Source organism: Xanthomonas euvesicatoria (assembly GCF_013112235.1).
In the GTDB taxonomy this organism is placed as follows: Bacteria; Pseudomonadota; Gammaproteobacteria; order Xanthomonadales; family Xanthomonadaceae; genus Xanthomonas; species Xanthomonas euvesicatoria.
In genome coordinates this window covers 2,768,678-2,789,712 of the sequence record NZ_JABFFS010000001.1, presented here as the reverse complement: position 1 = coordinate 2,789,712, position 21,035 = coordinate 2,768,678, and the positions used below count along the sequence as shown (strand labels likewise).

Here is a 21,035-nt window from a genome sequence, read left to right as displayed (position 1 = left end):
ACATGACCGATCTGACCCGCCCCACCTTCCACGGCTTTGAACAGCTGCCGCTGCGCGAATACGCCGAACGCGCCTATCTCGACTACTCGATGTACGTGGTGCTCGACCGCGCCCTGCCGTTCCTGGGTGACGGCCTGAAGCCGGTGCAGCGCCGCATCGTCTACGCGATGAGCGAGCTGGGCCTGAACGCCGCCGCCAAGCCGAAGAAATCCGCGCGTACCGTGGGCGATGTGATCGGTAAGTACCACCCGCATGGCGACAGTGCCTGCTATGAGGCGCTGGTACTGATGGCGCAGCCGTTCTCGTACCGCTATCCGCTGATCGAAGGCCAGGGCAACTTCGGCTCCACCGACGACCCCAAGTCGTTTGCAGCGATGCGCTACACCGAGTCCAAGCTGACCCCGATCGCCGAAGTGCTGCTGGGCGAGCTTGGCCAGGGCACCACCGATTGGGCGCCCAACTTCGACGGCACCCTGGAAGAGCCCACCTGGTTGCCGGCACGCCTGCCGCACCTGCTGCTCAACGGCACCACCGGGATTGCGGTGGGCATGGCCACCGACGTGCCGCCGCACAATCTCAACGAGATCGTCAGCGCACTGCTGCGGCTGCTCGATGATCCCGATGCCAGCGTCGCCGACCTGTGCGAGCACGTGCTGGGCCCGGATTACCCGACCACCGCCGAGATCATCACCCCGGCTGCGGACCTGCGGAACATCTACGAGACCGGTCACGGCAGCGTACGCGCGCGCGCCACCTACAAGAAAGAGCACGCCAACATCGTCATCGATGCGCTGCCCTACCAGGTCTCCCCGTCCAAGGTGATCGAACAGATCGCCCAGCAGATGCGCGCCAAGAAGCTGCCATGGCTGGAAGACATCCGCGACGAGTCCGACCACACCAGCCCGGTGCGGGTGGTGCTGGTGCCGCGCTCCAATCGCGTCGATGCCGAACAGCTGATGGGCCACCTGTTCGTCACCACCGATCTTGAGCGCAGCTACCGCGTCAACCTCAACGTGATCGGTCTGGATGGCCGCCCGCAGGTCAAGAACCTCAAGCACCTGCTGAGCGAATGGCTGAGCTTCCGCAGCGATACGGTGACCCGCCGCCTCAACCATCGCCTGCAGAAGGTCGAGCGTCGCCTGCACCTGTTGGAAGGCTTGTTGATCGCCTTCCTCAACCTGGACGAAGTGATCCGCATCGTCCGCAGCGAAGACGAACCCAAGCCGGTGCTGATCTCGCGCTTCGCGCTGAGCGAAGAACAGGCCGAATACATCCTGGAAACCAAGCTGCGCCAACTGGCGCGCCTGGAGGAAATGAAGATCCGCGGCGAACAGGAAGCACTCGCCAAGGAACGCGCGCAGATCATGGCGATCCTGGAAAGCAAGACCAAGCTGAAGAAGCTGATCAAGGACGAACTGACTGCCGACGCCAAGAAGTTCGGCGATGCGCGGCGTTCGCCGCTGGTGCAGCGTGGCGCCGCGCAGGCCATCGACGAAACCGAAATGGTGGCCAGCGAACCGATGACCGTGGTGCTATCGGAGAAGGGCTGGGTGCGGGCAGCCAAGGGCCACGAGGTAGATCCTGCCGGCATGTCCTACCGCGAAGGCGATGGCCTGCTGGCGGCAGTGCGCAGCCGCAGCACGCATCAGGTGGCGTTCCTGGATTCGGACGGCCGCGCCTATTCCACCGCCGTGCACACCCTGCCCTCGGCGCGTGGCAATGGCGAACCGTTGACCGGACGGTTCTCGCCGGCCTCGGGCGCAGCGTTCCAGGTCATGGCCAGCGCCGACAACGCCACCCGCTTCGTGCTGGCATCCTCGCACGGCTACGGCTTCGTCACCCGTTTCGAAAACCTCACCGGCCGCAACAAGGCCGGCAAGGCGATGCTCAATCTCACCACCGGCTCGCATGTGCTGACGCCGGCCCAGGTAAGCAACCCGCAAACCGATCGCATCGTCGCCGTGACCAGTGCCGGCAATCTGCTGGCGGTGCCGGCCACCGACGTGCCCGAGCTGGACAAGGGCAAAGGCAACAAGATCATCGAAATCCCCAAGGCCAAGCTCGGCACCGAACGCGTGGTGGCCGTGGTGGCGGTCGCACCAGGCAACACGCTGCTGGTGCGCAGCGGCGCACGCACCATGAGCCTGTCGTTCAAGGACCTGGATACGTATGTGGGTGCGCGTGCGAGCCGTGGATCGTTGTTGCCGCGTGGGTGGCAGAAGGTGGACGGGTTGGAGGTGCAGTAGGAGACGGCAATTCACTCGCCCGGCGCGCAGCGGCGCGGTGGGGACTGCGGTCGCCTCAGGCTGCTGGGGCGCGGCAGAAGGTGGACGGGTTGGAGGTGCAGTAGGAGACGGCAATTCACTCGCCCGGCGCGCAGCGGCGCGGTGGGGACTACGGTCGCCTCAGGCTGCTGGGCGCGGCGGAAGGTGGACGGGTTGGAGGTGCAGTAGTAGACGGCAATTCACTCGCCCGGCGCGCAGCGGCGCGTTTGGGACTGCGGTCGCCTTAGGCTGCTGGGGCGGCCCAACACACGCAGGAGTCTGCCCTGGCGGAGGAACTTATCCTCCTTCAACGCGCCACCCCTCCGCTGCAGGACGTTGCTCCCCTACTGCTCCCGTGCAACGCAACCAGGCGTCCGCACACCTGGGGCATTGCAGGCAATAAAACTGCTGATGCACTGGCATCAAGTATTCTCATCCAGGCGCAACGATGCAGTCGCAAACGCACAGCCAACGCCGCGCACTGCTTCAGAACGCGCCACGCCCCACGCTCGCATGACCACAGTGGAGACAGCCACTGACAAGGCAACGCATGGACACGAATTTCTGGTTGGAACGTTGGCAGCTGGGACACACCGGCTTTCATCAGCAAGAGGTATTGCCGCTGCTGCAAAAGCACTGGCACGCGCTGGATCTGCCGAAGGAAGCGCGCGTGCTGGTGCCCCTGTGCGGCAAGACGCTGGACATGCATTGGCTGGCGGCGCAAGGCCATCGCGTGCTTGGCGTGGAGGTGTCGCCGCTGGCGGTGACGCAATTCTTCGATGAGGCAGGGCTTCAACCGAAGCGTCACAGCAGCGCTGCTGGCGAGCATTTCATCGCCGGCCCGATCGAGATCATCTGCGGCGATGCATTCGCGCTAGACGCCAGCGCGCTGGCCGACTGCACGGCCGTCTACGACCGCGCCGCACTGGTCGCGCTACCGGCCGAACTGCGCCAGCATTACCTGCAAACGGTCTACGCGCCGTTGTCCTCGCGCTGCCGCGGCCTGCTGATCACCCTGGAATATCCGCAGGCTGAAAAGGCCGGCCCGCCGTTCTCGGTGGACGCAACGCACGTGCATGCACTTTTCGATGCCGCCTGGCAGGTAGACCAGCTGGAACACCGCGACATCCTCGATCAGGAACCACGCTTCCGCGATGAAGGCGTCACCGGGTTATCGACGGCTGTCTATCGCCTGCAACGCCGCTGAAAGGCCGTCGGGCGCTGCACGCCCATCACGTGGCAATTGCATGTCTGCATGCGGCAAGCGTGGGTGGCGGATCAGGACAGCGCGGCATTGCGCCATGCGGTCGTTCTGCAGCAAAACGCGACAAAACGGAATCCTGCAGCCAGCTGCAGGAGTGGCAGGCAGGCCGCACAGACCATCGTGGAATGGCCAGGCACGCCTATTCCATGCCGAGCCGGTTCACGCCGCGTCAGCCAGCCAAGCGACTGCGCAGCGGCGTTGCCGGCTCAACCGGCGACGTGACCCTTGTCGATCTTTGATGTCTGATACAACTCCAGTCCGATGCGCTTGATCAGGCCAAGCTGCTGCTCCAGCCACCACGCATGATCTTCTTCGGTGTCCTGCAGCTGCTTGAGCAGCACGTCGCGGCTGACATAGTCGCCATGTTCTTCGCACAGCTTCATGCCGGCAGCGAGCGCAGCGCGCACTTCGTACTCGACCACCAGGTCGCGCTCCAGCATTTCGACCACGGTCTTGCCGGGGGTGAATTCGGCCGGGCGCATGTCCGGGTCGCCTTCCAGGAACAGGATGCGCCGCAGCAGCGCGTCGGCGTGCTCGGTCTCCTCTTCCATCTCATGGTTGATGCGCTCGTACAGCGCCATCAGGCCCTGATCCTCGTACCGGCGCGAATGCAGGAAATATTGATCGCGCGCCGCCAATTCGCCGCGCAGCAGCTGCTTGAGGTAATCGACGACTTCGGGATGGCCTTTCATGGTGTGCTCCAGCGACGCAATGCGCGCATGGTGCCCTAAGCCGCCCGGCAATGATCTAATCGGAATCACTTTCAGTTGCGCTTGCGGCCGGACCCGCCACGGTCATGTCCGCCGGCCACACTTCACCGGGGTCCAAGGAACCGACAATGCGTAAATGGCTGGGCCGGCTGCTGCTGGGAATCGTGTTGCTGGTCCTGGCGGCCAGCCTGGGGCTGTATCTGTTGATGCGCGGCAGCCTGCCGCAGTTGGACGGCGACAGCGCGCTCAGCGGCCTGGCTGCGCCGGTCAGCGTGCAGCGCGACCGGCTGGGCGTGGTCACCATCGATGCAGCAAACCAGCTCGATGCGATGCGCGCGCTCGGCTACGTGCATGCGCAGGAACGCTATTTCGAGATGGATCTGATGCGCCGCGCACCGGCCGGCGAGTTGTCCGAGCTGTTTGGCGCCAAGGCCGTGGACCTGGACAAGCGCAACCGCGTGCATCGCCTGCGTGCCCGCGTGCAGGCCAGCCTGGACATCGCCACCGGCAGCCAGCACGCTGCATTGCAAGCATATACCGATGGCGTCAACGCAGGACTGGCGGCACTGCGCGTACGGCCCTGGCCCTATCTGCTGCTGCGCCAGACACCGCGCGCATGGACGCTGGACGACTCCATCCTCACCGGCCTTGCGATGTACGCGGACCTGCAGGACAGCGATAACCAGACCGAGCTGGCCGCCGCGCGCATCCGTGCCGTGGTGCCGCCTGCGCTGGCGGCACTGCTCGACCACCAGGGCTCCAGTTGGGACGCGCCGTTGTTCGGGGAGCCGCAGGGCGATGCCAGCTTGCCGGATGCGACCACGCTGGATCTACGGCGTCTACAGCATCGGCCTGCCGCGCCCCACGCGGAAACGCCGACACCGGGCAGCAACAACTTCGCGGTAGACGGCAGCCTCACCGCCGACGGCCGCGCCATCGTTGCCGACGACATGCATCTGGGCCTGCGCGCGCCCAATATCTGGTTCCGCGCACGCCTGCGCTATGCAGACAGCAATGCGCCCGAGGGCAAGGTGGATGTCACCGGATTCACCCTGCCGGGTTTGCCGGCGGTGGTCGTGGGCAGCAATGGGCACGTGGCTTGGGCATTTACCAACAGCTATATCGACACCGCGGATTTCGCGCGCATTCCTGCACCCACGCCGGGTCACCCGCAAGCACTGACCAGGCATGTGGAAACCATCCGCGTGGCGGGCGCAGCGCCGGTGCAGTTCGAGTTCCGCGAAGCGGCGTGGGGACCGCTGCTGCACGTCAACGCCGACGGCAGCGCGCTGGCATTGCGCTGGGTGGCGCAGTTGCCCGGTGCGATCCGGTTGGACTTCGCTCAGATGAGCACGGCGGGCGATCTGCAGGCGGCGTTCGCGGTGGCCGACCGCTCCGGCATTCCGGCGCAGAACCTGCTGCTTGCCGATCGCAGCGGGCGCATCGCCTGGCGGCTGATCGGCGCGCGCCCCGCCCGCAATGCCGGGTGCGGCCCGAGCGGGATTGCCGAACTGGCGACATCGACGCCCGTCCCTGAGGCAGCATCCGGCGCACCTGCAGAACCGGCTGCAGCGCCGATGTCGGGCACCTGCCTGCCATGGTCGCTGCGCAGCGATGCTGCGCCTGCGTTGATCGATCCACCGTCGCACCGGCTCTGGACCGCCAACAACCGTATCGTCGATGCGCAGCAACTGGCCACGCTTGGCAACGCAGGTTACGACCTTGGCGCGCGTGCCCAGCAGATTCGCGATGATCTTTTCGCAAAGCAGCGCTTCAACGAACGCGATCTGCTCGCCATCCAGCTCGACGATCGCGCCGTGCTGCTTACGCGATGGTGGCAACTGCTGCGTAGCGTGGTCGAGCACAGCAAGGACCCGGCACTGCAACAGATTGCACATGCCACGCGCGACTGGGACGGGCACGCATCGACTGGCTCGGCCAGCTATCGCATCGTGCGCGAATTCCGCAACAAGACCATCGAAGCGGTGGAAGCCGGCCTGTTGGCCCCGGCAAAAGCCGCACTTGGCGAGGAGTTCCTGCCGCCGCGTCGCGCGCAACTGGAGGGCGTCGTTTGGCCGTTGCTGCAACAGCGCCCGGCCCACCTGTTACCGCCCACCGCCGCAAGCTGGGACCAGTTGCTCGACGATGCTGCGCGCAGTGCGCAGTCAGAGGTGATTGCAGAAGACGCACAAAGCGAACCGCGCGGCCAGCACACCTGGGGCCAGCGCAACACCGCCGCCATCTGCCACCCCATCGCGCGTGCCCTGCCCGCCCTGGCCAAGCGCTGGCTCTGCATGCCGCCCGATCAACTGCCGGGCGACCGCGACATGCCGCGTGTGCAAGGCCCGGCCTTTGGCGCCTCCGAGCGCATGGTGGTTTCGCCCGGCCACGAGCAGGACGGCATCGTGCACATGCCCGGCGGCCAGAGCGGCCACCCGCTCTCGCCGTTCTGGGGCGCAGGGCACGACGATTGGGTGCATGGCAGACCCACACCATTCTTGCCCACTGCCATGCGATATACGCTGCAATTGCATCCGCAGTAACAGCGGGCGGCAACGCGGCTGCGCAGCGTCCAGCGAAGCAGGACGAGACGTCACAGCATCGCCGCTTCAGGCGCCTCTCCCCTCGGGAGAGGGGGTGGGGTGAGGGTACGGCCATCAGCACGATTGGACGAGTGCGTGATGTGCCCCTGCGCGCGCCCATCAGGCTTCGCACGTACCCTCATCCGCCCTTCGGGCACCTTCTCACCTGTGTAGCAGGACAATATTCCGGAAGGAGAGGGGAAGCTGCGCACTCATGCCTCCATTTCCGGGCTCCGCATCTTCGCGTCGCATGTCTGCATCCGCACAGGTGCGCGCGCATCTGCCACCAAACAGGATGCCCAACGCCCGGCGACCTCCGTGATCAAGCAAACACATCATGCTAAAATGCATTTGATAACCATTCCCATTAGTGACCAATGCGCCCCACGCTTCTTGTCACCGCGCTCGCCGCTGCGCTCGCTCTGCACACCCTGCCCGCCTTCGCTCAACACACCACCACGCCAGCCGTGACCGAGCTGGATGGCGTGGATGTCATCGGCCGTGCGCAGACGCTCTACAAGTCCGAAGACGCAGCTGTTGCCACGCGCACCGATACCCCGCTGGCACTGGTGCCGCAGTCGGTGCAGGTGCTGCCGCGCGAGTTGATCGACGACCAGGCTGCGCGGCAGATCACCGATCTGTATCGCAGCATCAGTGGCATCAGCTTCTTCAGCTATGCCGGTGTGACCTTGCGCGGTTTCCGCCAGGAAAACGTGCTGTACGACGGCCTGCGTGGCGACCCGTATGCCGGGTTCTCGGTGCCGCAGCTGTTCAACATCGAGCGTGTGGAAGTGCTCAAGGGTCCAGCCGGTGCGCTGTACGGCGGTGGCGAACCCGGGGGTGTGATCAACTATGTCACGCGCAAACCCGCTCATCAGGCGGCGCGACGCATCGAGCTGCAGCTGGGCAATCAATCCTTCGGTGCAGCCTCGTTCGAGGCCACCGGCCCTGCGCGCGCAGATGGCCGCATCCGGTACCGCATCGGCGCCTATGCCGATGGCGAAGACGGGTTTCGTTGGAATACCGACAGCCAGAGCCAGATCGGCGATGCGTCGGTGGCCTTCGATCTGGGCGATACCGGCGAGCTCACCCTGCAATACACCGACATCACCCAAAACCTGGGCGGCAACCGCTTGCGCGGCGTGCCGGTCGATAACGCCGGCAACTTCCTCACCGACCGGCGCTGGAACCACAACGAACCCACAGATTTCCTGGACATGCGCGCCAAGGTGGCGCTTGCGCAATACCGGTTTGCGCCGTCCAGCGCGTGGGAGGTGGACATGGCGCTGCGCTGGTTCAAGAACCAGGAGCATCAGATCTATCACGAGCCAATGGGGTTGATCGACCGCGATCGCGACGGTACCGCCGAGTGGATGACCCGGCAGCTGCGCAATCAATACCGCGACAACGATGCGATCTCCAGCAACGTCAACGCGATATTCCGCACCAGTACCGGGGCAATCGACCACACGTTGCTGATGGGCGCGGACTACTACCGCCTGGACGCGGATTTCCGCGCGCAAACCGCCAACACCGCCGACACCGGACGCGTACGTGGCCCGGTGCCCGGCATCGATTTTTTCAACCCGGTGTACGGCCGCAGCGGCTTCTACGACTACGGCTTGGATGCCCTGCCCTGGCGCGCCACCAGCACGCGCAGTCAACGCTACGGTGCATATCTGCAGGACGAACTCACGCTGACGCCACGCTGGCATGCAATGGCCGGGCTACGCTGGGACGGCTTCAAGGACGACGACCTGCTGACTGGTTCGCGCGTCACCGGCAACGATCTCAGTTGGCGCGTCGGCAGCACCGTCGTGTTACGCGACGGCATCAATGCCTACGCAAGCTATGCCAGCGGCTTCCTGCCGCAGGACGCGGCCAACCAGGACAGCAGCGTGGGCGGCCCGTTCGCACCGGAACGCAGCACCCAATGGGAAATCGGCCTGAAGACTGCGCTCAACGATGGCGGGCTCACCCTCAACACGGCGCTGTATCGCATCGAGCGTAGCAACATCGTGCAGGCGAACGGGCGCGTCGTCGACGGCGTCAATCAACTCTCCGCGCTTGGCTTGGTGCGCAGCGAAGGGCTGGAAGTCGACCTGCTGGCCGACCTGACCGAACGCTGGGTGCTCAATCTCACTTATGCCTACAACGATGCACGCGTGCTCGATGCCGGCACCAACGGCATCACCAATGCCTCTGGCGATCGCTTCGCCAATGCACCGCGCAACACTTTTGGCCTGTGGACACGCTACGACCTGCCCGCCTGGCGCTCGGCGATCGCCTTCGGTGCCGACTACGTGGGCGAACGCGTCAGCCTGGATGGGCAACGCGTCAAACCGTACGCCATCTACGACATCAGCTGGCAGACGCAATGGAACGCGTGGAAGCTGCAGATCAACATCAAGAACCTGTTCGACAAGGTGTATGCAGTGAGCGGTTTCAATACGCGCGCCGGGCACTTCCCCGGCGAGCCGCGTCGCCTTTACGCGCAGCTGGCTTACAGCTTCTGACCAGCGCGCAGCGGATCGGTGGCGCGCCGCCGGCCCGCTGCGACGGCAACGTAAACAGCGCAGCGTGCCTGCGGTCGCCACCCGCTCAAGACACGTGTCTCTCCTGTTTGGAACGGCAAACCGCGTCTGGCTCGGTGTGCAAGTTACATGCGCAAAACGCCTGGAAACGGCCGCAGCCGTCGCTTGAAGGCGCGAAGACGTTCGGCGCAAGACGAATCGCACGCTGACAACATAGCGTGCGCAATGTGATGCAGGTCAGCCAAGCCGACCGTGCGGTGTGCTCAAGGCAGCCTCGACTGCGGCAACGTAATGAACCTGCGCCGAATCGAGCGGCTGCGCATGGGCTGGAACTTAACGTTCGGTGGGACACACTAGAGCCCGTCGCGAATGTGGAGTCTTGCTCCGCACATCGCCCTCCTTCCCCCACTGACCGGAATCCGCATGCCTTTGCTTGCCCGCTCCGTTTCCGCCCTGTTGCCACTGATGTTTGCGACTGCCTGCACGGCAGCGCCGCCAGCCAAATCCGGCCCGCCGGATGCGCCCGTGGCTGCATGCACTGCCAAGGTACGTCCTGGCCAGGACCTGCAGAAAGCCATCGACAAACTGCCGCAAAGCGACAAACCCACGGTACTTTGCCTGGAAAAGGGCGAGTTCCCGCTCAACGGCTTGGTGTCGATCCATCGCGGCAACTTCACCTTGCGCGGCCAGGGCCCCAGCACCATCGTGCGCATGGCCGACGGCGTGCAGCAGCCGGTGCTGGTGGTTGGCGATTACGAAAACCAGCAGCCCACCGGTGTGATCCGCAACGTCAGCATCGAAGACATGCAGATCGTAGCGAGCACAGGCGACAAGGAGTTCATGCCCGAGCGCCCCTACCTGAGCAACAGCGCGGTGGTGGTGCGGTCCGGGCAAGGCATCCGGCTTGCAGGCCTGCAGGTCAACAAGTGCCGCAGCGCGTGCCTGCTGAGCGAGTACGACACCCGCGAGATCACCATCGAAAACAACGATGTGTCCGGCGCAATCTGGGACGGCGTCTCGTTCAACCGCACCGCCAAGGTCACGATGGTCAACAACTACATCCACGACAACGTGGCCGCCGGCTTGACCACCGAACACCTGGAAGACAGCGAGATCCGCAACAACCGTTTCGAGCGCAACGGCAGCCAGGGCATCTATCTCTCCGATGCGCGGCGCAATCGCTTCAGCAACAATCAATTCGACGGCAACAAGGTGGCCGGCGTGTTTCTGGCCTGCGCGATTCGTTATCGCACCCCGGAAATTTTGTGCTGGGACAACAGCATGAGCCAGGACAACGTGTTCGAGAACAACCGTTTCGCCAACACGCCATTTACCTACACCATCGGCGTGGACCGCGCGGCCAACTGCACGTCGGCCGACTTCAAGCCGAACCTATGGCGCAACAACCAGGCCGACATGGCCGGTGTGGATATCGATCCGCAGCGCTATGGGTACTGCGTGCGTCACGAGCAATAAGACGCGCCGATCAACACAGCGGCCGGCCGTGCAGCGATGCATGCCGGCCGCTGCAGTGACTGCAGCCTTACGAAGCCAGCGCCTGCGCGTGCACCCCGGCAATCGCGCGACCCGATGGGTCGGCCATCGCGGCAAAACTCGCATCCCAGGCAATCGCCGTTGGCGACGAACAGGCAATCGACTTGCCGCCCGGCACGGTTTCCGCCGCCGCCTGACCGGGGAAAAACTGCTCGAACAAGCTGCGATAGAAATACGCCTCCTTGGTCTGCGGCGGATTGACCGGGTAGCGCCGGTCGGCGGCGGCCAGTTCGCGGTCGCTCACCTGCGCCTGCGCATGCGCCTTCAGCCCGTCGATCCAGCCGTAGCCCACGCCGTCGCTGAACTGCTCTTTCTGACGCCACAGGATCGATTCGGGCAGATAGCCGGCAAATGCCTCGCGCAGTACGCCCTTCTCCATGCGCGTTGCCCCACCGCTGGTCTTGTCGATCATCTTGAACCTGGCATCCATGCGCATCGCCACATCCAGGAATTCGCGGTCAAGGAACGGTACGCGTGGCTCCACGCCCCAGGCCATCATCGACTTGTTCGCGCGCAGGCAATCGTAATTGTTGAGCGCGTCGAGCTTGCGGACCAGCTCTTCGTGGAATTCGCGCGCGTTCGGCGCCTTATGGAAATACAGGTAGCCGCCGAAGATCTCGTCGCTGCCTTCGCCGGAAAGCACCATCTTGACGCCCATTGCCTTGATCCGCCGCGCCAGCAAGAACATCGGCGTGGAGGCGCGAATGGTGGTGACGTCATAGGTTTCGATGTGGCGAATGACGTCGGGCAATGCATCCAGGCCTTCGTCGAAGGTGTATTCGAAGCCGTGATGCACGGTGCCGAGCGCCGCGGCGGCCACTTCGGCGGCGGCCAGATCCGGCGAGCCTTTCAAGCCGATCGCGAACGAGTGCAGGCGCGGCCACCAGGCTTCGGTGGTGTCGTTTTCTTCGATGCGGTGACGGGCATAGCGCGCGGCAACGGCCGCAACCAGCGAAGAATCCAGTCCACCGGACAGCAGCACACCGTACGGCACATCGGTCATGAGCTGACGGTGCACGGCGCGCTCGAATGCTTCGCGCAATTCCTGCAGTTGCACCTGTACACCTTCCACCGCGTCATAGTGGCGCCAGGCGCGCTCGTAGTAACGGCTCAGTGCGCCGGTGGCGCTGTCGTACCAATGGCCCGGCGGAAACTGCGCTGCATCGGCGCAGTCGTCCACCAGCGATTTCAGTTCCGAGGCCACACGCAAACGGCCTTCGCGGTCGTGTCCCCAGTACAGCGGCACCACGCCGATCGGGTCGCGCGCGATGATGACGCGCCCTTCCGTCTTGTCCCACAGCGCGAATGCAAAGATGCCGTTGAGGCGGTTGAGATAGGAGGCCGGCGTATCTTCGCGATACAGCGCATTGATCACCTCGCAATCGGAGCCGGTCTGGAATGCGTACGGCTGCAGCAGCTCCGCCTTGAGTTCGCGGTGGTTGTAGATCTCGCCATTGACCGCCAAGGCGAGCTGCCCGTCATCGGAGAGCAACGGTTGCGAGCCTCCGGCCGGATCGACGATGGCCAGGCGCTCGTGCACCAGGATGGCACCGGTATCGACGTAGACGCCGCTCCAGTCGGGCCCGCGATGACGCTGCCGCTGCGAACATTCCAGCGCCTGCCGGCGCAGCGCCTGCAGGTCGTCACCGGGTTGCAGGCCGAAAATACCGAAGATGGAACACATGGAAACACTCCTGAAGAACTGCGGGGGGGTGGCGGCCGGGTGAGAGCGTGCTGCATGGATTGACGCCCATAAAAAAACCCGCATCGGCCGATGCGGGTTTTTCTGGTTCCTGGGCGCTTGGTGGACGTCGCCTAGTCGCAGATCCGCATCGGCCGCGCACGATTATTCGCGCGCAGATTGCTGCGGTTGGCGTTATTGAGGTTGGCGAGGCGAAGGACCATGTCGGCGACGCTAACGGTTCGGTGGTACCGGCGCAACTGTTTCAGTGGCAACGACGGCGTCTGCGTGGCCCGCTCACTCGACCAGCAGGCGCTCGATCAACGTGCGGTACAGCGCCGGTAGCGCCTGCAGGTCGGCGACGCGCACATGCTCGTCGACCTGGTGGATGCTGGCATTGACCGGGCCCACTTCGATGCATTGCGCACCCAGTGGCGCAATGAACCGCGCATCGGAGGTGCCGCCCCCGGTGCTTTCTTCCGGCGGCGCACCGGCGAACTCCCCCAGGACCTCACGCGCGACGCTGCGCAACCGCCCTTCCGGGGTATAGAACGGCTCGCCGCTGCGGTGCCAGCGCAGCGTGTAGTCCAGCGCATGCCGATCGAGCAGCGCGGTGATTTCGGCCTCCAGGCGCGGCGCGTCCCAGTGTGGCGTATAGCGCAGATTGAAGGCCACCTGCAGCTCGCCAGGAATCACGTTATTGGCGCCGGTGCCGGCGTGGATGTTGGAAAGTTGCAGACTGGTGGGCGGAAAGCTTTCGAAGCCGTCGTCCCATTGCCGCGCTACCAGTTCGGCCAGCGCAGGCGCTGCCAGATGGATGGGGTTGCGCGCCTTGTGCGGATACGCCACATGCCCCTGCACACCCTTCACGGTCAACGTGCCGGACAGGCTGCCGCGACGGCCCACGCGCAACAGATCGCCCAGGCGCTCGGTGGACGACGGTTCGCCGGTGATGCACCAGTCGATCGTTTGCCCGCGTTCGCGAAACGCCTCGGCAACCCGGCGCACGCCATCGATGGCATCGCCCTCTTCGTCCGAGGTCAACAGCACCGCCAGCGTGCCGGAGTGCGTTGGGTGTGCAGCGACGAATTGCTCTGCGGCGACCACGAACGCGGCCACGCTGCCTTTCATGTCCGCTGCACCACGCCCATACAACACGCCGTCGCGGATCTGCGGATCGAACGGGTCGCTGGTCCACGCCTCGCGCGGGCCCGGCGGCACCACATCGGTATGCCCGAGCAACACCAGCACCGGCGCACCGCTGCCATGGGTTGCCCACAGATTCTCGACCTCGCCCAGGCGCAAGTGCTCGCAGCCGAAGCCGGCTGCGCGCAGGCGCTGCGCAATCGCGGCCTGGCAACCGGCATCCGCCGGCGTTACCGAGGCACGTGCAATGAGGTCACAGGTCAACTCCAGCACATCGCTCATGAAACGTCACCGCAGTAGGGCCGCAGCGCGGCGTTGATGGAGGGATCGTGTCTGCATCGATCGGCGTGGCTTGAACGCACTTGCAGTGGTGGCAGCTAACCGGTTTGCAGGCAGTCGTCGCGTCATTGCCGGCGCGAGGTCGAACGGCTTGCCCGGCCGATGAGCGCGCGATCAACATGCCAGACATCACGTATCACGACGATAGCGGTAACACCGTCCGCAGCACCATCGAAAACCGCAGTCGCTTAGCCAATGCCGAATAGCTTCTTGAAGCCGTTGTCGGAAAAGCCCTGATGCAGCGCGCCCTCGTCGGTGATGACAAGCGGCCGCCGGATCAGCTGCGGGTACTCGCGCAGCAACAGCTTCCATTCGGCCGCACTGCCCGCCGCCTTGCGGTTGTCCGGCAACTGCCGCCAGGTGGTCGAAGACTTGTTGATCAACACATCGAATCCACCGACCTGCTGCGCCCACGCCGCCAGAGTCTCCGGCTCCGGCTTGTGATCGCGATAGTCGACAAACGTATACGCCACACCAAAACGATCCAGCCACTTGGCGGCTTTCTTGCAGGTATCGCAGTTTTTGAGTCCGTAGAGCGTGGTCATGCGAAATATCCCAAAAGGCGGTTTGCAGAGCCCCTCACTTCTCGAAAGGGGGTGCGATAAAACTGCGTGTAACGCGACCGGCAGGCGATCTCACAAGCGCGCTTGGACGCGCGTGTCATCGCAGCGGCCGAGAGTGCCAAAGGCGCACCCTCGACCGGCGCTGCGCGTCATCTGTTGCCGCCGCGAAGCGGATTAATCCGCCAGACCACGCAACAGTTCGTTGACGCTGGTCTTGCTGCGCGTCTTGGCGTCCACCTGCTTGACGATCACCGCGCAATACAGCGAGTGCGAGCCGTCCTTGGAGGGCAGCTGCCCGGACACCACCACGCTGTACGGCGGCACATAGCCATAGGAAATCTCGCCGGTAGCGCGGTTGTAGATGCGTGTGCTCTGGCCGATGAACACGCCCATGCCGATCACGCTGTGGTGCCCGATGACCACGCCTTCCACCACTTCCGAGCGTGCGCCGATAAAGCAGTGATCTTCGATGATGGTGGGGCTGGCCTGCAGCGGTTCGAGCACGCCGCCGATGCCGGCGCCGCCGGACAAATGGCAGTGCTTGCCGATCTGCGCGCACGACCCCACGGTGGCCCAGGTATCGACCATGGTGCCTTCACCGACATAGGCACCGATGTTGGTGAAACTCGGCATCAGCACCACGTCCTTGCCGAAGTAACTGCCGCGACGCGCCACCGCGCCCGGCACCACGCGCACGCCGGCCTTGCGGAATTCGGCTTCATGGAAGCCGGCAAAGCGCGATTCCACCTTGTCCCAGAACGGCGCCGGCTGCGCTTCGATCACCGCCATCTCGTTGACGCGGAAATACAGCAGCACCGCTTTTTTCAGCCACTCGTTGACGGTCCAGCCGCCCTGCCCGTCCGGCTCGGCGACGCGAAACTGCCCGCTTTCCAGTCCGTCGATCACGCGATTGACAATGGCACGGGTGGAACCGTCGATCTCGTCCATGGTCAGCGTGGCGCGCCGTTCGAATGCGCTTTCGATGCCCAGTTTGAGTTCGTCGCTGCCGACCTGCGTTGCGGCGCTGTGCACGACCTGCTCTGCAATCGGCAGCTTCTTTGCCGCCGCAGCCTTCTTTGCGGCCGGTGCAGCAACCACCTTGGTCGGCTGCTTGGCCACGCGCGGTGCAGCGGACGTCGCGGACTTGCCGCCGGTCTTCCTTGCAGCGGTTTTCGGGCTTGCCGCATCAGATGCAGCAGCCTTTTTGCCGACAGCGGCAGCTGCCGCGCCCTGCTTGCCGACGCCAGCGCCTGGCTTGGAAGCGGCAACAGCCGGCACCTTGGCGGCCTTGGCCGTTGCACTCGCGCGCTTGGACGCTGCGGTGGGGGTGGTCGTGCTCTGCTTGCGCGCGGTCTTCTTGCTGGTGGCCATGGGGTCTCCGGAGTTGCTAGCTAGACAGGGTCAAGGCAGGCGCACAGCGCATCGCGCAGCGCCTGCCGGGCGGATTCGGACAACGGGCGGTCATGCTCGTCGGTGATCTGGAACTGGTCTTCGGCACGCTCGCCAAAGGTGGCGATACGCGCGTCGTGCACGCGCAGGTGCTGCATGCGCAACACGTGCGCGACATCGGCGAGCAGGCCGGGACGGTCGGGTGCGACCAGACTGATGCGGGTGCGGCGGCCGCCGGCGCTTTCGCTGAATTCCACCCGCGGTGCGAAGCGGAAATGGCGCAACTGGCGCGGCACTGCGCGGCGCGCCGGGCGCACCTTGTGCAGATCGCCTGCCAACACCTGACGCAGCGTTGCCGCCAGCCGCTGCGGGTCGCCGTCGGCATAGGTCTCCTGCGGCAACACTTCGAACACGTCGAAGATCGCATCGTGTGGCGCATCCAGCACACGTGCGCGATGGATGCCGTAGCCCTTGCGATCGAGCGTGGCCACGATGGCCGCAAACAGCCCATCGCGGTCCGGCGAATACACGAACACTTCCAGTGCGTCGTTGTCCGGCACCGCACGACGCGCCTTGACCAGGGTCTGGCCGATCTCCACTTCGATCAGCGAGGCCGCCTGCCAGGCCAATTGCTCGGGACGGAAGCGCAGGAAATTCTCGTCCGGCATGCCGGCGAACTGGCGGTCGATGGTGACGTCATCGTGCCCCTGCGCCTGCATCAAGGTACGCGCCGATTCGCGCGCTTCGCGTAGCCGTTCCTCACGCGGCGGCGGGTGTTCCAGGCCTTCGCGCAACGCGCGACGCGCGGCGAAATACAGATCCGCCAACAGCCGGTCTTTCCAGGCGTTCCACAGCTTGGGACTGGTGCCGGCAATATCGGCGCAGGTGAGCAGGTACAGATAATCCAGACGCTCGCGTGTGCCCACCAACGTCGCAAAACGGTGAATCACCTCCGGGTCGGAAATGTCCTGCTTCTGCGCGGTGACCGACATGCGCAAGTGCTGCTCCACCAGCCAGGTCACCAGCTCGGTATCGCCTTCGCTCAAGCGATGCGCCAGGCAGAACGCGCGCGCATCCACCGCGCCCAGTTCCGAATGATCGCCGCCGCGGCCCTTGGCGATGTCGTGGAACAGGCCCGCCAGCAACAGCAGTTCCGGCTTGCGCAGACGCGGCCAGACTTCATGCGCGATGGAGAAACGCTCGTCGGCACGGCCGGCGGCAAACAGCGCGATGTTCCGCAGCACCATCAAGGTGTGCTGGTCCACCGTGTAGACATGGAACAGGTCGAACTGCATGCGCCCGGAAACGCTGGCGAATGCCGGAATCCACTGGCCCAGCACGCCCAGCCGCGCCATGCGATTGAGCGTTTCCACCGCACGCGGGCCGCGCAGCAACGCCATGAAGCGTTCCCGGGCCGTTGCATCGGCAATGTCGTACGCCGGCAGATCGCGCAGGACCTCGGCCAGCGCGCGCGCGGTCAGCGAATGCAGTCCGCGCACCTCGCGATGCGCGGCCCATTGCGCAAACAGCGCGAACACCTGCAGCACATCGCCGTCCGGCCAGCTCTCGGCGTCGGCAGCCAGATAGCCGCGGCGCAGGCTGAAGCCGCCGCCCAGCGGCTCCGGCGTCGCTTCGCCATCGAACTGTTCTTCGAAGCGCTGCAACAAGCGGTCGCTGATGCGGCGGATCAGTGCAGCGCTGCGATAAAAGCGCTGCATCATTTTTTCCACGCCCAGGCTTTCCGGGTCGTCGGCGAACCCCAACCGTTCGGCCAGGGTCTTTTGGTAATCGAACCGCAGGCGCTCTTCCGGCCGGTTGGCCACGATGTGCAGACCGAAACGCAGACGGGCAAGTTCTTCGCGCTCGCGACGCAACGCGGCGGCCTCGTCGAAGCCGACATGGCCCAGCCCGACCAGGGCCTCCAGGTCCTTGACCCCGAACGCGCGCAAGGCCATCCAGCCCAGCGTCTGCAGATCGCGCAGACCGCCGGGGCCGTCCTTGATATCCGGCTCGAGATTATCGGCGGTGTCGCCGAAGCGCTGATGGCGCGCCAGCAATTCCTCGCGCTTGGCCTGGAAGAAATCGCGCGGCGGCCACACCTGCGGCGGCGCGATCGCCGTGGCCAGCGCAGCACGCGCCTGGCCGTCGGCCACCAGTGCGCGCGATTCGATCAAGGCAGTGAGCACGGTCTGGTCCGCCGCCGCAGCGGTGCACTGCGCTGGCGAGCGCACCGCGTGACTGATCGGCAAGCCCACATCCCACAGCAGCGCGAACAAGCGTGCCAGGGCCTGCTCGTGCTGCTGTTGCGCGGCGGTGTCGCCCAGCACCAGCACATCCACGTCCGAGCGCGGAAACAATTCGCCGCGCCCATAGCCACCGACCGCATGCAGCGACAAACCGCTGTCGGCCGGGATACAGCGCATCCAGGCATTGCGCATCAATTGGTCGACCGCGCGTGCGCGCAGCGCGACCAGACGCTCGATCGGCTCGCCCTGATCGAAGCGTTTGCACAGGCGCATGTCCGCATGCACCAGCAGCGGACGGGCCTGCGCGGCCCAGTCCGCGTCGCCGGCGACGCCCGGGTCGGGTCGCTCCGCCGGCGTGTCGGTCATACCGGCGCGGGCGAATTGGCCGACAGCGTCAACACATCTACGCCGTCTTCGGTCACCGCAACCATGTGCTCCCACTGCGCAGACAACTTGCGGTCCTTGGTGACCACGGTCCAGCCGTCCGGCAGCGTCTTATGGTGATAGGTGCCTTCGTTGATCATCGGCTCGATGGTGAAGGTCATGCCCGGCTTGAGCACCAGCCCTTCGCCCGGACGGCCGTAATGCATGACCTGCGGCTCGTCGTGATACACCTTGCCGATGCCGTGGCCGCAGTAATCGCGTACCACGCTGAAGCGCTCGGCTTCGGCGAACTTCTGGATGGCATGGCCCACATCGCCCAGCGTGGCGCCCGGCTTGACCGCCCGGATGCCGCGCCACATCGCTTCATATGTCGTTTCGACCAAGCGCTTGGCCATCACCGACGGGGTGCCGACGTAGTACATGCGGCTGGTGTCGCCATGCCAGCCGTCCTTGATGACGGTGACGTCGATATTGACGATGTCGCCGTCCTTCAACACCTTGGCTGCACTCGGGATGCCGTGACAGATCACGTTGTTGACCGAGGTACACACGCTCTTGGGGAAGCCGCGATAGCCGACATTGGCGGGGATGGTGCCCTGCACGTTGACGATGTGGTCATGGCAGATGCGGTCCAGCTCGGCAGTGGTCACGCCCGGCTTCACGTGCGGCGCCACCACATCGAGCACCTCGGCGGCCAAGCGGCCGGCGACACGCATCAGTTCGATTTCTTCTTTGGTTTTCAGATTGACGCTCATGGCCGAGATTATCGCCGATCCGGGCTGAATCTGAACGACCAGCGCACGCGCTTTTTTGCGGACGCAACGACTGGCCTCAAGCGGACCGCACAGCAGAAAACCGGCGCAGCCGCCTATTCATGCGTGACGCCGTGCACGCGGCGTCAAAAAACATCTTAACGAAGTCATCCATAGGACATCGCACTTTTGTCAATAAAGCGAGCCAGGACAGCTAGATAGCGTGTGAATTCGGCGTTATGTTTGGCACAGCTGATGCATTGCAGGGAAGGCGACGACTCGTCGCGTTATCAATGACCAGAACGGTCAAGGAAATGTCCATGCGTACTGTCCGCCCTGTCCTGCTATCGCTCGGCCTGCTTTCGACCATTGGCATGGCGAGCGCGGCAGACACCACCACCTTCAACGTCAAGATCGCGGTCACCAAGGCCTGCACGATCACCGCCGCATCCGCCACGGACGTCGACTTCGGCTCGGTACTCTCGACCTCGACCGCCAATGCGGACGCCAACGGCAGCGTGACGGCCCAGTGCACCGCGTTGACGCCGTACAACATTGCACTGAGCGCGGGCAGCAATGCCGGGACTGCCAACGACGTCACCACCCGCCGCATGAAAAATACCGACGCGCTGGTGACCACCAACAACTACATCGCCTACCAGCTCTACCAGGATCTGGGCCGCAGCACGGTCTGGGGCAGCACCACCGGCACCAACACGCTCAGCCGCACCGCCACCGGCCTGAACCAGGTCTACCCGGTCTACGGCCGCGTGACCAACCCGTCGGCCAACAACCCTGCGACCGGTAGTTACCAGGACACGATCACTGCCACGATCGTCTATTGAGCCCGCGCATGCCTGTGCATCACCGCCCGTTGTCACGTTTACCTGCCTGGCTGATGTCGGCCGGGCTGGCGATGACGCTGGTCATGGCCAACGGCGCCGTGCCGACGCCGGCGCATGCCGCCAGCCTGCAGTTGGCACCCACATCGCTGAGCCTGAGCGCCCAGCAGACCGCCGACGGCCTGTGGCTGAGCAACAGCGGCAGCGCGCCGGTCCAGGTGCAGACCCGCGCCTATCGCTGGACCCAGCGCGATGGGCAGGATCAGCTCGACCCCACCCAGGATCTGCTGGTCAGCCCGCCGATGCGCACCCTGGCCGCTGGCGAGCGCCAGTTGATCCGGGTCATCCGTGCCGGGCCTGCCCCGAGCGGGCAGGAGCAGTGTTACCGCATCATCGTCGACGAACTGCCCAGTGCCGATGCCGACCGCAAAGGCATGCAGTTCGTGCTGCGTTATTCGGTGCCGATCTTCCTGCTGCCGCCCGGCAACACCGAACCCTCGCCGACCCTGAGCGCGCAGGTGGTTGCCGGCAGCGATGGCAAGGCGCAGATCCAGATCAGCAACACCGGCACCGGCCATGCGCAGGTCGCCGACCTGCGGCACCAGGTCGATGGCGCAACCAAGACCGCGTTGAACGGCTTGGTCGGTTATGTACTGCCCGGGCAGACCATGCGTTGGTCGCTGGGTGCGCCGCTGGCGCAGTTCGGCCGCGGCACCATCATCGCAAGGATCAATGGTGAGGCTGACGAACGTACCTTGTTGGCCGCGCCGACGGCGCCTTGATGC

General features: G+C 64.9%; 14 protein-coding genes. 7 read left to right on the top strand and 7 right to left on the bottom strand.

Annotated features, from left to right (window positions below; genetic code table 11):
• Window positions 1-2: 2 nt before the first annotated feature.
• Window positions 3-2,246, top strand: a complete 2,244-nt coding sequence (gene parC, locus HLH45_RS12040; protein ID WP_008573881.1) for a DNA topoisomerase IV subunit A — start codon at window positions 3-5, stop codon at window positions 2,244-2,246.
• A gap of 568 nt (window positions 2,247-2,814) precedes the next feature.
• Window positions 2,815-3,471: a thiopurine S-methyltransferase gene (locus HLH45_RS12035; RefSeq protein WP_008573882.1), complete on the top strand. Its 657-nt coding sequence runs from the start codon at window positions 2,815-2,817 to the stop codon at window positions 3,469-3,471.
• A gap of 263 nt (window positions 3,472-3,734) precedes the next feature.
• On the opposite strand, the gene bfr is transcribed toward HLH45_RS12035, so the two are convergent.
• Entirely contained in the window at window positions 3,735-4,220 is a 486-nt protein-coding gene (gene bfr, locus HLH45_RS12030) for a bacterioferritin (RefSeq protein WP_003485327.1), read from the bottom strand.
• A gap of 146 nt (window positions 4,221-4,366) precedes the next feature.
• Here bfr and HLH45_RS12025 point away from each other — a divergent pair, with 146 nt between their 5' ends.
• The 3 genes from HLH45_RS12025 to hpaM all read left to right on the top strand — a co-directional run bounded on the left by HLH45_RS12025 (window position 4,367) and on the right by hpaM (window position 10,830).
• Window positions 4,367-6,781, top strand: a complete 2,415-nt coding sequence (locus HLH45_RS12025; protein ID WP_008573883.1) for a penicillin acylase family protein — start codon at window positions 4,367-4,369, stop codon at window positions 6,779-6,781.
• A 416-nt stretch (window positions 6,782-7,197) separates the two neighbouring features.
• Complete coding sequence (locus HLH45_RS12020) at window positions 7,198-9,336, top strand: TonB-dependent siderophore receptor (RefSeq protein ID WP_008576707.1); 2,139 nt, start codon at window positions 7,198-7,200, stop codon at window positions 9,334-9,336.
• A gap of 441 nt (window positions 9,337-9,777) precedes the next feature.
• Window positions 9,778-10,830 (top strand): type III secretion-associated outer membrane-bound protein HpaM, encoded by a 1,053-nt coding sequence (gene hpaM, locus HLH45_RS12015; protein ID WP_031421864.1) that lies wholly within the window; start codon window positions 9,778-9,780, stop codon window positions 10,828-10,830.
• A 67-nt stretch (window positions 10,831-10,897) separates the two neighbouring features.
• Here the strand turns inward: hpaM and asnB are convergent, their stop codons facing one another.
• The 6 genes from asnB to map form a co-directional block, all read right to left on the bottom strand.
• Window positions 10,898-12,592 carry an asparagine synthase B gene (gene asnB / locus HLH45_RS12010; protein WP_008576702.1) on the bottom strand — a complete coding sequence of 565 codons (1,695 nt, stop codon included), beginning with the start codon at window positions 12,590-12,592 and terminating at the stop codon, window positions 10,898-10,900.
• A 294-nt stretch (window positions 12,593-12,886) separates the two neighbouring features.
• Window positions 12,887-14,017 carry a succinyl-diaminopimelate desuccinylase gene (gene dapE / locus HLH45_RS12005; protein WP_008576701.1) on the bottom strand — a complete coding sequence of 377 codons (1,131 nt, stop codon included), beginning with the start codon at window positions 14,015-14,017 and terminating at the stop codon, window positions 12,887-12,889.
• Between the two features lie 245 nt (window positions 14,018-14,262).
• The gene (locus HLH45_RS12000; RefSeq protein ID WP_008576700.1) at window positions 14,263-14,619 is read right to left on the bottom strand and encodes an arsenate reductase; all 357 of its coding nucleotides are present in this window, start codon (window positions 14,617-14,619) and stop codon (window positions 14,263-14,265) included.
• A gap of 192 nt (window positions 14,620-14,811) precedes the next feature.
• Window positions 14,812-16,008, bottom strand: coding sequence for a 2,3,4,5-tetrahydropyridine-2,6-dicarboxylate N-succinyltransferase (dapD, locus tag HLH45_RS11995; protein WP_008576699.1), 1,197 nt, complete (start codon window positions 16,006-16,008; stop codon window positions 14,812-14,814).
• 20 nt (window positions 16,009-16,028) lie between these two features.
• The gene (locus tag HLH45_RS11990; protein ID WP_008576698.1) at window positions 16,029-18,638 is read right to left on the bottom strand and encodes a [protein-PII] uridylyltransferase; all 2,610 of its coding nucleotides are present in this window, start codon (window positions 18,636-18,638) and stop codon (window positions 16,029-16,031) included.
• Window positions 18,635-19,411 (bottom strand): type I methionyl aminopeptidase, encoded by a 777-nt coding sequence (gene map / locus HLH45_RS11985; protein WP_008576697.1) that lies wholly within the window; start codon window positions 19,409-19,411, stop codon window positions 18,635-18,637. Before map ends, HLH45_RS11990 begins: the two co-directional genes overlap by 4 nt.
• Before the next feature lie 317 nt (window positions 19,412-19,728).
• On the opposite strand from map, the gene HLH45_RS11980 reads away from it, so the two are divergent.
• A complete protein-coding gene (locus HLH45_RS11980) occupies window positions 19,729-20,253 on the top strand; it encodes a Csu type fimbrial protein (protein ID WP_005911736.1) in 525 nt (174 codons plus the stop codon).
• 8 nt (window positions 20,254-20,261) lie between these two features.
• Entirely contained in the window at window positions 20,262-21,032 is a 771-nt protein-coding gene (locus HLH45_RS11975) for a fimbrial biogenesis chaperone (RefSeq protein WP_033479161.1), read from the top strand.
• Window positions 21,033-21,035: the final 3 nt, after the last annotated feature.

Excerpts from the sequence above, each read along its gene's own strand:
- bfr (WP_003485327.1), bottom strand. The coding sequence starts at position 4,220 with ATGAAAGGCCATCCCGAAGTCGTCGATTACCTCAAGCAGCTGCTGCGC.
- dapD (WP_008576699.1), bottom strand. The coding sequence starts at position 16,008 with ATGGCCACCAGCAAGAAGACCGCGCGCAAGCAGAGCACGACCACCCCC.
- HLH45_RS12035 (WP_008573882.1), top strand. The coding sequence starts at position 2,815 with ATGGACACGAATTTCTGGTTGGAACGTTGGCAGCTGGGACACACCGGC.
- HLH45_RS11975 (WP_033479161.1), top strand. The coding sequence starts at position 20,262 with ATGCCTGTGCATCACCGCCCGTTGTCACGTTTACCTGCCTGGCTGATG.
- HLH45_RS12025 (WP_008573883.1), top strand. The coding sequence starts at position 4,367 with ATGCGTAAATGGCTGGGCCGGCTGCTGCTGGGAATCGTGTTGCTGGTC.
- asnB (WP_008576702.1), bottom strand. The coding sequence starts at position 12,592 with ATGTGTTCCATCTTCGGTATTTTCGGCCTGCAACCCGGTGACGACCTG.
- hpaM (WP_031421864.1), top strand. The coding sequence starts at position 9,778 with ATGCCTTTGCTTGCCCGCTCCGTTTCCGCCCTGTTGCCACTGATGTTT.
- HLH45_RS11990 (WP_008576698.1), bottom strand. The coding sequence starts at position 18,638 with ATGACCGACACGCCGGCGGAGCGACCCGACCCGGGCGTCGCCGGCGAC.
- HLH45_RS11980 (WP_005911736.1), top strand. The coding sequence starts at position 19,729 with ATGCGTACTGTCCGCCCTGTCCTGCTATCGCTCGGCCTGCTTTCGACC.
- HLH45_RS12000 (WP_008576700.1), bottom strand. The coding sequence starts at position 14,619 with ATGACCACGCTCTACGGACTCAAAAACTGCGATACCTGCAAGAAAGCC.
- parC (WP_008573881.1), top strand. The coding sequence starts at position 3 with ATGACCGATCTGACCCGCCCCACCTTCCACGGCTTTGAACAGCTGCCG.
- map (WP_008576697.1), bottom strand. The coding sequence starts at position 19,411 with ATGAGCGTCAATCTGAAAACCAAAGAAGAAATCGAACTGATGCGTGTC.
- HLH45_RS12020 (WP_008576707.1), top strand. The coding sequence starts at position 7,198 with ATGCGCCCCACGCTTCTTGTCACCGCGCTCGCCGCTGCGCTCGCTCTG.
- dapE (WP_008576701.1), bottom strand. The coding sequence starts at position 14,017 with ATGAGCGATGTGCTGGAGTTGACCTGTGACCTCATTGCACGTGCCTCG.